The organism is Pelagibacterium lentulum (assembly GCF_003992625.1).
Classification (GTDB): Bacteria; Pseudomonadota; Alphaproteobacteria; order Rhizobiales; family Devosiaceae; genus Pelagibacterium; species Pelagibacterium lentulum.
The window spans coordinates 22,352-34,773 of record NZ_RZMW01000030.1 but is presented as its reverse complement, the minus strand read 5'-3'; the positions used below and the strand labels follow the sequence as shown (position 1 = coordinate 34,773).

Sequence of the window (12,422 nt, the reverse complement as noted above, 5' to 3'; positions counted from 1 at the left end):
GGAAATGATGCGCCGCATCGGCATAATTGCATCACTGGTCGTGGGCGTTGGGCTTGTTCCTGCTGCACAAGGGCAGGACAATCATGACTGCCGCCGTGGCGCCGATCTTGCTACACCTTACTGCGACCGCAACAACGATCTGGTCGCCGATCTCCCCCTTGATCCGGCCCAATGGCGCAACCCGCCGACATTGGTATGGGCCTACGCTCCGATTGAGGACCCCGCTGTTTACGCCGAGCTGTTCAAGCCCTTCACCAATCACCTTGAGGAATGTTTGGGGCGCCAGATTGTCTACTATCCAGTGCAGTCGATCGATGTCCAGATCGATGCTTTGCGTACCGGTCGCTTGCATTTTGCTGGGTTTTCCACTGGCTCAACCGTAGAGGCGGTCAACACGGCCGGCGCGGTACCCTTCGCAGCCAAGGGAATTGGTGACGAAATGCGCGGCTATCGTCTTGTCGCAGTTGTGCGCGCGGACTCACCTTTCCAGACTCTTGCCGAGCTTGAAGGCCGGCGTGTGGCTCATGCTTCTCCGCTTTCCAACTCAGGCAATCTGGCGCCGCGGGCACTTTTCCCTGCTGAGGGTCTGGTTCCCGATGTCGATTACACTCCGATAATGTCAGGAAGCCATGACCGCTCGCTTCAGGGTGTGATCGCAGGAGACTACGATATGGCAGCGGTGGCTTCCGATATTTTGGAGCGCCTGGTCGAGCGCGGATTGATCGCTGAGGGAGGGCTGCGGGTTCTTTATGAAAGTGCGCTTTTCCCGACATCGTCTTTCGTCCATGCGCACGACCTTGATCCCGCACTGAGCGAGGCGCTCAAACAGTGCTTTTTCGATTTCACCTTTCCGTCCCGTCTGAAGGCCGAGTTCAATGGCGATACCAATTTCGTCCCTCTGGACTACAGGCAAGCGTGGGCAACGGTTCGCGAGGTTATGTCCCGTGCTGAAACCATGATCGACTGATTGAACCGGTCCGGCCGGACCGAACGCTGACATTCAAGACAAATAGAGGCAAAAATGGGTTCCAGATATGGATCGCCATCGGGGACTTCTGCGTCCCAAATGCGCGAAAATGCAGGGCCGGTATCATGGCGCTACTGGATCAAGGTGCATGCAAGCGACCCTACGGCATTGCTTGCGCTCGGATTGCTCGTGGTTTTCGTCTATCTGATTGCTGCGCCGATCCTGTTGCTGTTGGGCGATGCGTTCCAAGTGCATTTCGCCGATCAGGCCCGGACCGGCCAGGCACAGGGCAGCTTCACAACTTACTACTTTGAACGCGCGCTGTTTTCCCCGATTGCTCAGGACATTTTCTGGGAACCGCTGGTCAACACCGCCACCATCGCCTTTGGAGCGATCCTGGTCTCACTGGTGGTCGGCGCACCCCTGGGGTGGCTGTTAAGCCGCACCGACCTGCCTGGAAAACGCTGGTACTCGACTGCACTGATTGTGCCCTACATGCTGCCGAGTTGGACCTTTGCACTGGCATGGAGCACGCTGTTCCGCAACCGGACTACCGGCGGTACGCCGAGCTGGATGGAATCGCTGGGCTTTGCACCACCAGATTGGCTGGCATACGGACAGTTGCCGATAACCTTGATCCTGGCACTTCATTACACGCCTTTCGTCATTCTGCTTTTTGGCAACGCTTTGCGTCAGTTCGATTCCCAGCTTGAGGATTCGGCGCGGATCATGGGGGCAGGCCGCCTGCATATCGCGCGTCGCATCATTTTGCCTTTGATGCTGCCCTCGCTGGTATCGGCCTGTACGCTGATCTTTGCGAAATGCCTGGGCGATTTCGGGGTGGCTTACATCCTTGGAGTGCCGGTTGGCTATGATGTTCTGGCCACTTCCCTGTTCCGGGCGATTTCTACGAGTCAGGCGGGCATGTCGGCTGTGCTCGCGGGCACAATCGTGCTGCTTGGGGTGATCTCAGTGGTCATCGACATGCGATTGCTGCGCCAGGCTACACGCTTTCAAACCATCGGCTCGAAGGGGTCGATGAACAGGGTTTCCCCACTTGGCAAATGGAAGCCAATTGCTTCTGCGTGGGTTCTAGTCGTTTTCCTGGTCAGTGCTGTTATTCCACTGTTGGCGTTGGTGCTGACCACAGTGATGCACCGGCCCGGTGTCTTCACGCTCGAAAATTTTACACTCGACTACTGGATCGGGACCGGGCTGGGTACGACCGCCTTGCGCCAGGGCATCCTGCTAACCCCTGAATTCTGGCGGGCAACCACCAATACGCTCTGGATTGTCGGGTCGGCGGCTCTGGGCGCAGGCCTTCTGGGACTGCTTGTAGGTATTGCGGTTGTGCGGTCGCCCATCCGGATAGTCGGGGTTGCGCTGCGCCAGATCACGTTCTTGCCCTATCTGGTACCTGGTATCGCTTTTGCTGCTGCCTATCTCTCGATGTTCGCAGTGCCGCGCGGTCCGCTACCGGCACTCTATGGCACATCGATCATTCTGGTACTCGCCATTCTTGCCGACCAGATGCCCTTTGCGTCGCGCGCCGGGATTTCGGCCATGATGCAGTTGGGCAAGGATCCCGAAGATGCCGCACGCAATGTGGGCGCAGGCTGGCTCAAGCGCCTGACCGCCATTGTCATTCCTATCCAGAAGGGGGCCTTGGTGTCAGGGGTCTTGCTGCCATTCATCTCCGGGATCAAGGGTTTGAGCCTTGTGGTGGTACTGGCTGTCCCTGGCACTGATCTCTTGACCACCTATGCCATTCGCCTCGTCGATTATGGCTACACCCAGGCCTCCAACGCTGTCGTTCTGATGATCTGCGTGATCGCGTTCGTCGGCACGGTCGGGGTTCAGAAACTCACCAAAAGCAATCTTTCCGACGGGCTGGGAGGCAAGTGATGTCCAGCATAAGCTTACAGAATATTTCCAAATCCTATGCGGCCAACATGCCAAAGGCCGTCGAGCAGTTGAGCCTTGAAATCGCCGATGGTGAATTCCTTTGCCTGCTCGGCCCTTCCGGATGTGGCAAGACCACGACCCTGCGCATGCTCGCCGGGCTCGAGCATCCTACCGGCGGAACGATCTCGATCGGGGACAAGCCCATCGTGTCGGTGGATCAGGGCATCTATGTTCCGGCGGAAAAACGCGGTTTGGGGCTGGTCTTCCAAAGCTATGCTCTTTGGCCGCATATGACCGTAACCCAAAACATCGAATTCGGTTTGCGCCTACACAAGGTTGCCAGGGCCGAACGCGAAGCGACTGTCGCACGGGTCATGGAGACGCTGGGCATCGCGCGATACAAGGATCGTTATCCCAATCAACTTTCCGGCGGACAGCAGCAACGGGTGGCGTTGGCACGGATGCTGGCGCTCAATCCGGGCATTATCCTGCTCGATGAACCGCTTTCGAACCTTGATGCCAAGCTGCGCCTTGAAATGCGTGCCGAACTCAAGCGCATTCATAAAGAGGTTGGTGCAACCATCGTTTTCGTCACCCACGACCAATGGGAAGCCATGACGCTTGCCTCCAAGATCGCGGTGATGAGTGAAGGCGAGCTCCAGCAATTGGGTACGCCCGACGACATCTATGAGCGCCCCGCAAACCGGTTTGTCGCCGAATTTGTAGGCAATCTGCCCATCAATATCGTCGGAGCAGGGCACGGCAAAGCTGGCGATGGGCCGCTTGAGGACTGGATAGCGGAATATCTGGGCGCCATTGGAGCCCCTGATACGGTCGCCTCGGTGGGTATCCGGCCGGAGGCGGTCGCCATCCTGCGCACGCAAGAAAATACATCCGGATTTCCGGTCCGCAACGCGAGTGTTGTGGACGTTCTGCCTACTGGCGGGAACTGGATCATCGAACTCTCGGTAGATGGAAGCAAGCTGTTTGCCATCACCGGCAGCACGCCGCGCCTTGCGCCCGGCGACACCGTCCGCATCGGGTTTGCGCCCGAAGACATCCATCTGTTCGACAGTGCGGATGAGCGGATCGATTTCACGCACTCGGCGTGATTTCACCTTTCCAACGACAACACTCTGGAGGAGTAATGTTCAAGTTCACTAATACCCTGAAAGGGGCAAGCGTTCTCACTATCGCCGCCGTAATGGCGACAACCGCCGCCCATGCCCAGGATGGTGCGGATCTGGGGATTTCGGACGCTGACTACTCGCTGGACGCTCTGATTGAAGCGGCGCAACAGGAAGGTCCGATCACGGTGATCGACGCAACCGGCCAGATCGTCAACATGGCTGAAGCCTTCACCGAAAAGTACGGCATTGAAGCTGTTGGCGTTCGTATGAGCGCGCAGGAACAGGAACAGATCCTGGTCCGCGAAGCAGCTGCCAATAATGTCCAGACCGATGTCTTCAATATGAGCAACCTGCCCTCGATCACCTCCTCGCTGCTGCCGCAGGGGATCGTCGTGAGCTGGTTCCCGCCCGATTTCGCCGACGTTATCGCACCTGAGCACCAGAGTCCGGCTCTGACCAGCCATAACCCCTGGCTCTGGGCCTACAATTCGGACGTGCATCCCGACGGCTGTCCCGTTGACAATATGTGGGCGCTTACTGAACCGGAATGGGCGGGCAAGGTTGCTTTCCCCGACCCACAATTGCGCAACGAAACCATATTCTGGTTCAATCAGATGGAAACCAACAGCGACGAACAGATGGCACAGGCCTATGAGGCGTATTTCGGCGAGCCTCTCGAAACCGAAGAAGCCAGTGCCACAGCCGAGTGGGTCAAGCGCTTTGCTGGCAACAACCCAACCATCGCACGTGGGGATTCCGATGTTGGCCCGATCGTCGGCGCCTCGACTGAAGACGATTCACGGATCGGCTTTCTTTCAACGGCCATCTTCCGTCATGCCGAGCGCGATGGGTACAACATGGCGGTGTGCGAGGGAATGCAGCCGTTCGTGGGGCAACTTGCACCGCGTGTTGCCGTCATTGCCGCTGGAACGCAGCACCCTAATGCCGCAAAGCTGTTTGCGCGCTTCATGATGACCGAAGAAGGTATGTTGCCCCAATTGCAGGATGGCAAGATTTCCACCAACGCGGATGCCAACATGCCGGAGATGGAACGCTCGGGGGTAATCAACCTGGTCGATCAACTGCATATGGCTGATGCAGCAACCGCTGACAGCGATTTTGCCCGTTTGCAGGATTGGCAAGACTTCTGGATCGTCAACTCGCGTTAAATACTCAACCTGGCTCCAGTGGGCATCGCTGCCTCTGGAGCCATTCGCTTAAATTGCTCGTTTCGCCTCAGATGGCGACCAGCAACTGCGCCCGTTCGGCGCTCGGCGAACCGATTGACGTTTTAGGTCGGTTATGTATCGTCATAATTGGACTGATGGTCATTTCCACCAAGACGATACTATCGGTTCCACATATATGTTCCCTGGGAGGAAAAAATGAAAAAGAACATTGCGATAATCGCGGCTCTTATGGCCGGCACCATGATGGCCAGTCCGGCCCATGCACTTGTAGTTTACACAAGTGTGGACGAAGAGAATGCCACGCGCATTCTGGGCGCGTTTACCGAGGCAACCGGCATCGACGTACAGATGGTTTTCCTGTCTTCGGGCCCAGCCCTCTCGCGTATCGAAGCGGAGTCTGCTCGCCCTCAGGCCGATGTCTGGTTTGGCGCGCCCAGCGAGAACCATATTCTCGCTCAGGAACGCGGGCTGACCCAAGCCTATGTTTCGGCTAATGCAGACGATCTCGATGAGATGTTCCGCGATCCTGACGGATACTGGCATGCGATTTACACCAATCCGCTGGCACTGGGAGCGAGAACCGATATTCTGGAAGAGCGTGGCGCTCCAATTCCTGCAAGTTGGGAAGACCTGCTTAATCCAGCCTATGCCGGGCTGATTCAGATGCCTTCTCCCCAATCCTCCGGCACAGCCTATGCCGTTATTCTGACACTGGCCGAGTTGTGGGGCGAGGACCGGGCATATGAATATATGCGCGATCTCAACCCCAACATTCAGACATATACGCAAAGCGGTACGGCCCCCAGCGGCGCACTTGGCGTTGGTGAAACGCCGATAGCCCTGCAGTTTTCCCCCGGTTTCCTCAAACTTGCCGATGAGGGTTTTCCGGTTGAAGTCATCTTTCCTTCTGAAGGCGTAGGGTATGAAGTGGCTGCGGTCTCAATCCTCGAGGGTGCGGCAAATCTGGACGATGCGCAGTCTTTGGTCGATTGGATCACTTCCGTCGAAGGACAGACGCAATTGACAGCAAACCGGACTTACTTTCTGCCGATACGGGCCGATGTCAGCGCCGGGGAAGGTATCCCGACACTCGATGAGATCAACCTGGTCTCCTATGATCCAGCCTACGCCTCGGACAATCGCGAGCGTCTGGTGGATCGCTGGGCAGACGAAGTTCTCGGCCAGTAAGCTAAGGAGCCAGTTACGGTGAAAAGCGACTCCCGAATGTCGTTGCGCATCCTTGCGCGCGACCCGATCCTGCTTGCCCTCGTCTTCGTCATTTTTGTGTCGATTGCCCTTTTCGTGGTCTATCCACTGGTTATGGTTTTCTTGGCCAGTTTTCAGGTTCGCGGAGACTGGACGCTCGACAATTATGGGCTGATGGTGGAGCGACGGCTGTACCGCACTGCACTTTGGAACAGTCTGAGCGTGGGTGCAGTGGTCGGCATTTTGGGAGTCGTAATTGGCTATGTGGCGGCGTTTGTGTTGACACGCCTCGATGTACCGTTCCGGCGTACGCTGCATTACCTGACGATTTTGCCGATCATCTCGCCGCCCTTCGTGTCGGCGGTGTCCATCCTGTTCCTGTTCGGCTTTAACGGGCTGATTACGCGACAGATGCTGGGCTTGCAGGATTTCAACATCTATGGGTTTCACGGCGTTGTGTGGAGTCAGGTGTTTACCTTCGCCCCAATCGCCTACCTGTCGCTGCGTGGCGTGTTGGCATCGATTAGTCCGACGCTTGAGGACGCGGCACTTAACATGGGTGCGTCACGCTGGCAGACCTTCTGGAAGGTGACATTTCCCCTGTCTCTGCCGGGCGTTGCCAGCGCATTCCTGATTGTGTTCATCGAATCGATGGCGGATTTCGGGAACCCGTTGGTACTGGCTGGCGCTGCCTTTCCCATGCTGGCACCCCAAGCGTATCTGGAGATTACAGGGTCGTTCAACCTTTCGCGTGGCGCCACTTTGGCGGTGATCCTTCTGCTGCCGTCACTGACCGCGTTTGCAATCCAACGCTATTATTTGTCGAAACGCCAGTACATTACCGTGACGGGCAAACCTAGCACCTCGACGTCCAAGATCGTCAGCCCTGCCATGAAATGGCTTCTCTACTCCTTTGTGGTGCTGTTTGGCCTGATCGTGGTGCTGTTTTACGGCGTGATTGTCGTGGGCGCACTCACCCAGGTCTGGGGCTTCAATTACACGTTCACGCTCGACCATTTTGCTTATGTGTTCCAAGTCGGCTTCAAAACGGTGACGGATACGCTGATCATCGCGATCATATCTACACCGGTGAGCGGCCTTCTCGGCATGATCATCGCGTTCTTGATTGTGCGGCGGCAGTTTCCAGGCAAGAGTGCGATGGAGTTCGGCTCCATCCTCAGCTACGCGGTCCCCGGAACGGTGGTAGGCATTGGCTATATCCTGGCTTTCAATGGACCGCCGATCATCCTTACTGGCACACTCATCATTCTGGTGCTGGCCTTTGTGTTCCGCTATGTGCCCGTCGGCATCCAGTCGGGTATCGCGATCCTGCGCCAGATCGACCCGTCGATTGAAGAGGCGGCGCAAAATCTGGGGGCCAGCACACTCCAGACCTTCCGTAAGGTAACGCTGCCACTGATTGCCCCGGCCTTCTTCACCGGCCTTGTCTATGCCTTTGTGCGGGCTATGACGGCTATCAGCGCGGCGATCTTCCTGGTGTCTGCAAACTGGAATCTGATGACGGTTCAGATTCTCAACCAGGTAGGCTCGGGCCGGCTGGGCGTTGCCGCAGCCTATTCCATTCTCGTCATTGTGATCGTTCTGGCTGCAATCGGGCTGATCGGTCTTTTCGTCGGGCGCATGACCCGGCATAGCTCCATGGTGCGTTTCTGATATGAGTCAGCCAGTAAAGATAAAAGGCCTGAATAAGGTATTCCCCGCCGCGGATCAGAAGGGATCAGAGGTTCATGCCGTGCGCGATGTGAACTTGTTCGTTGAGCCGGGCGAATTGGTCACGCTATTAGGACCGTCGGGGTGCGGCAAGACAACCTTGCTGCGCATGATTGCAGGGTTCGAGGAGCCGAGTTCGGGCGAGATTTATTTTGGCGACCGCCTTATGAATAACGTACCGGCCAATGGCCGCGATGCCACTATGGTGTTTCAGTCCTATGCGATTTTTCCGCATCTCGACGTATTCGACAATGTGGGATTCGGCTTGCAGCTTAAATCCATCTCACGGTCAGAGACCAACCAGAGGATCGAACGTGTTCTGGAGTTGACCGGGTTGACCGGAATGGCCCGCCGGGCACCCAGTCAGCTTTCGGGCGGGCAGCAGCAGCGCGTGGCGTTGGCGCGTGCCATCGTTATGGAACCCCAGGTACTGCTTTTCGACGAGCCTTTGTCAAACCTGGATGCCAAGCTGCGCGACCAGATGCGCGTGGAGATCCGGGACCTTCAGCAGCGTGTCGGCATAACCAGCCTATACGTTACCCACGATCAGATCGAAGCGATGAGCATCTCGGATCGCATCGTGGTCATGAATGGAGGAATTATCGAGCAGATCGGTACTCCGTCCGAGGTCTATGCCCGGCCAGCTTCGCGGTTCGTTGCTGATTTCGTCGGTAGGTCCAATTTTCTGCCAGCCATAGTCGGCGACGGCGGCAAGTTGCAAATCGGGGCGGCGCATCTCGATAATCCATATCCCGGCGATGCGGCTAGAGGAGAGAGGGTCACCGTTCTGATCCGGCCCGAAGCGTTGCACCTCACCCGCGACGTTGCGGCTTTGCGCGGGAGAATTCTGCGAGCGATGTTCTTGGGTGCGACCGCCGAATATCTGGTTGACGTTGAAGGCATCGGCGAAGTGATCGTTGATCAAGCCAACCCCGGCGCAGAGGGCCTGTTTCAGGTCGGAGAAACCATGGGGGTAAATCTCGCTCCCAACGCTGCCCATATCGTTTCTGACACGGTCTAAAGTCCTTCATGTTTTGACGGAACTGTCGGCATAGCGCCATGCCATCATCGATGGTTCGTGTCCGTCGTCAGAATTTTTCAGAATACTGAGGCAGTTTCGTAATGGAGGCTCTGGTTCGATTTCTGTTTCAGTTTAGGCGGCGCGTTTTGCCAGGCATCCCGACCAGGACGCTCGGCGCAATAGAATGGGTGGCGGTCATAGCTGGTCTCCTCAGCGGTGTGGTTGTGCAGAACCACTGTTGAGACCTGAGACCGGTTATGGCCACCCGCTGCGCTATGTGGAGGGCTACGCGCGTGGCCATAACCTATCGGCAGAGCTTTTTCCCAACGTGCTATGGACATGAGTTCCGGGCCAAGTTCCACTGGCATGCCGAGGACCAGGGCTTCCGACACGCCTATGTCAGGCGCGGCACCTCGCAGCCAAACGGAAAGGTCGAACGCTCGCATCGATCTGATCAGCAGGAATTCTACCAATTGCTCAGCTACAAAGGCGGCGTGGATCTGGAGGAGAAACTGGCCGAATGGGAACGCTTTTATAACTTCGCAAGGCCGCATGGCGCGTTCAACGGAAAAACGCCTTACGAGGCGCTTCGCGAAAGGCTATAATCACGCATACGAGATGTCCCGAAAGCACCCGCAGATTACACAACCGTGAACGACCGAAATGCAGTCGGATGCCGAACGTCGGCTTATCTGACACCACGGCCAGAATCGGACAGTCCGCTCCCGGCCCCGAAATCGACGGCAGTGTGAGCTCGCAATACTCGCGTTTGAGTAGCCGACGCAAAGAGTTATGCGGTCGTCAGTTGCTTGACCGCATAATCGGCTGCGTCATCAAAGGGGTGCAGGATGACGCTCGCGCCTCGGTTGATTAGATCCTCGGTCTCAGCCATCGTCTGTACGGAAAGGAAAATCTTCCCTTGATACCCGGACGATGTCAGTCCGTGCAGCAGGGCCAATTGGGGATCAGCCTCCGTAAGTGCGCCACGTTCGCGCGGCACAGCGCTGACAACGGCGCGAACTTGCTCGAGATTCAGATGAGCCAGGAAATCGGGATCGGTCGCATCACCGTATTCAGCATCAAGGCCCAATCGACGCCACGCAGCGACCGCCTCAGGATCGAAATCCACCCCCAGCGGTCGAAAACCGAGCTCCTTGAGACGTATGCCAATACGACTCCCGTACCGGCCCAATCCGAACACGACAAAGTCGTGCTTGGCCATAGATACTGTCTCGTTGTCATTCTCACGATAAGGCGTTCGGCGTTCGAAGATTCCGAGATAAGGCTCAAAAAGCTGATAGAGCCTGTGTGACCACGTGATCATGTAAACGGACACGGCAATGGTCACGAGGCCAACCAGTGTCACCAATCCTAACGCGTCTTCAGTCACGTGGCCGAGCGCTAGTCCCATCGCCATAAATATCAAAGAAAACTCAGATATTTGCGCCACAGTTAATCCCGCAAGAAAGCCGGTGCGTTTGCGGTAGCCCAAGGCGCCCATGATCGCGAGCACGATCAGCGGATTGCCGATAAGTACGAACAGCGAAAGGACCACGGCCGGCAGGATTTGGTCGCCCAAGCTACCGAGAGACAGAGACGCGCCAAGATGGATGAAAAAGAACAGCAAAAGGAAATCGCGTAGGCTCGACAGTCGCGAGTTTATGCGTCGCGGTATTGGGTGGATGCCAGTGATACGCCGGCAAGCAGTCCGCCAAGTTCCTTTCCTAATCCGAACGCATCAGCTGCCGCCGCGAGGCCGGCGGCCCAGCCAACGGCGAATATCACAAGAAGCTCCGGCGACCTGGACATCAGATTGAGAAGTGGCGTTGCGACATAGCGTGCGAACACGATGACCCCAGCAAGAAGACCTATGCCGCCACCCACAACCAGAGCAATATCTTGGAAGGTCCCTCCATTATCACCGGTGCCGACTCCGACCGCAGATAGAAGTACCATCGCGAGCACGACAAACAGATCCTGAACGATCAGGAACCCCAACGCGATCTTACCGTGCAGTGCACTTATCTCCTGCTTGTCCGACAGGAGCTTCACGATGATGATCGTCGATGAAAAAGTCAGCGCAATTGCGACATACAGGCTGGTCAGCCAGTCGATCCCAAGGAGTAGGCACAACAAGAAGCCGAAGAGGGCGGTGAAGGTCACCTGTCCAAGACCGGTAGCAACAGCAACCTTCCTAAGCTTCGGATCAGGGTCAGATCCAGTTTCAGCCCGACCAGAAAGAGCAGCACAGCGATCGAAATCTGGCTGAGCGTCTCTATGAAATCTGTAGATGATACCAGTCCCAGCAGGTCCGGGCCTGCAACCAAGCCAACTGCTATGAAAGCAACGACGAGGGGCTGCCGCAAGACCAGCCCGAGCAAACCAAGCGCCGAGGCCATCAGAACGAGTAGGGCGATTTCATAGAATATGCTATCGATCATGTGGCGCATCTTCCTGCAAGACGGCCGCGCTGACAATGGCCTTGGGCGCAGGCAGACCCATTTCAAAAACGGGACGCTTCACCGGGGTTAGAGGCGATATCCGCGCACTCCACCAGGTGCATCGGTGAACTGGAAGAGTGCACTCCCGGGACGACGCTTTGCATCGGGATAAGTATTGGTGGCCGACCCAGATGCGGACGCCTCCCGATTGACTATGAATGTCCGTTTTTTGCAATTCCTCGCTGAAACTGGTCAGTCCGGAATTGATGCGATGGACGGCGCTCCTTCCTCTTGCGGTATAATCGCAGGGCTAGAGCTGAGGAGAGCTATGATGGGCAATGTTACGACGATTGGTCTAGATATCGCAAAGTCAGTGTTTCAGGTGCATGGTGTGGATGCCGCGGGTTAGGTGGTGGTTCGCCGGAAAGTGACCTGTGGCCGCGTGTTGGCGTTTTTCGAGAAGCTTTCGCGGTGCTTGGTGGGGATCGAAGCCTGCAGCACGTCACACTATTGGGCGAGGGAACTCACTGTTCGAGGTCACGACGTGCGGCTGCTGCCAGCGCAATATCTGAAGCCGTATCTCAAGCGACAGAAATACGATGCGGTATTGGAGTGAGCCCCTGGGACTGGACCAGCGCAGCGATCCAAACTAAGCCGCCTTCTCTTGCGCTTTTGTTCCTGGCGTTGTGTCTAGCGGGCTATGGCATTCTTGGTGGCATGTGGCGTCGCCTGTCCCGCTGAGCGGCGCATTTTTTCGCAACAAAATCAACCCCGGTCACGTTGGACATTGAGGCAGGCCCAAAGAACCGGGAAAGGACATTCGTGTCAGCA

Annotated in this window: 8 protein-coding genes and 3 pseudogenes; 9 read left to right on the top strand and 2 right to left on the bottom strand. The window is 56.7% G+C overall.

Annotated features, from left to right (window positions below; genetic code table 11):
* The first annotated feature begins 4 nt into the window (after positions 1-4).
* The 8 genes and pseudogenes from phnD to EO133_RS08500 all read left to right on the top strand — a co-directional run.
* Positions 5-967 (top strand): phosphate/phosphite/phosphonate ABC transporter substrate-binding protein, encoded by a 963-nt coding sequence (gene phnD / locus EO133_RS08535; RefSeq protein WP_127072231.1) that lies wholly within the window; start codon positions 5-7, stop codon positions 965-967.
* Positions 968-1,066: 99 nt separating this feature from the next.
* The gene (locus tag EO133_RS08530; RefSeq protein WP_127072264.1) at positions 1,067-2,872 is read left to right on the top strand and encodes an ABC transporter permease; all 1,806 of its coding nucleotides are present in this window, start codon (positions 1,067-1,069) and stop codon (positions 2,870-2,872) included.
* Entirely contained in the window at positions 2,872-3,984 is a 1,113-nt protein-coding gene (locus EO133_RS08525; protein WP_127072230.1) for an ABC transporter ATP-binding protein, read from the top strand. Before EO133_RS08530 ends, EO133_RS08525 begins: the two co-directional genes overlap by 1 nt.
* A 35-nt stretch (positions 3,985-4,019) precedes the next feature.
* Positions 4,020-5,171, top strand: coding sequence for an ABC transporter substrate-binding protein (locus tag EO133_RS08520; RefSeq protein WP_127072229.1), 1,152 nt, complete (start codon positions 4,020-4,022; stop codon positions 5,169-5,171).
* A 216-nt stretch (positions 5,172-5,387) separates the two neighbouring features.
* Positions 5,388-6,380 (top strand): ABC transporter substrate-binding protein, encoded by a 993-nt coding sequence (locus EO133_RS08515; RefSeq protein WP_127072228.1) that lies wholly within the window; start codon positions 5,388-5,390, stop codon positions 6,378-6,380.
* A 36-nt stretch (positions 6,381-6,416) separates the two neighbouring features.
* Entirely contained in the window at positions 6,417-8,072 is a 1,656-nt protein-coding gene (locus tag EO133_RS08510) for an ABC transporter permease (protein ID WP_127072227.1), read from the top strand.
* A 79-nt stretch (positions 8,073-8,151) separates the two neighbouring features.
* On the top strand, positions 8,152-9,150 hold the full coding sequence (locus tag EO133_RS08505; RefSeq protein WP_244640888.1) for an ABC transporter ATP-binding protein: 999 nt from the start codon (positions 8,152-8,154) through the stop codon (positions 9,148-9,150).
* Positions 9,151-9,485: 335 nt separating this feature from the next.
* Positions 9,486-9,755 (top strand): annotated as a pseudogene (locus tag EO133_RS08500) (integrase core domain-containing protein); the annotation flags it as partial.
* 185 nt (positions 9,756-9,940) lie between these two features.
* On the opposite strand, the gene EO133_RS20680 reads toward EO133_RS08500, so the two are convergent.
* On the bottom strand, positions 9,941-10,777 hold the full coding sequence (locus EO133_RS20680) for an NAD-binding protein (protein ID WP_206513486.1): 837 nt from the start codon (positions 10,775-10,777) through the stop codon (positions 9,941-9,943).
* A 32-nt stretch (positions 10,778-10,809) separates the two neighbouring features.
* Positions 10,810-11,549: pseudogene (locus tag EO133_RS20520) on the bottom strand (cation:proton antiporter domain-containing protein).
* A gap of 373 nt (positions 11,550-11,922) precedes the next feature.
* On the opposite strand from EO133_RS20520, the pseudogene EO133_RS20515 reads away from it, so the two are divergent.
* Positions 11,923-12,195, top strand: a pseudogene (locus tag EO133_RS20515) (IS110 family transposase); the annotation flags it as partial.
* Positions 12,196-12,422 lie beyond the last annotated feature (227 nt).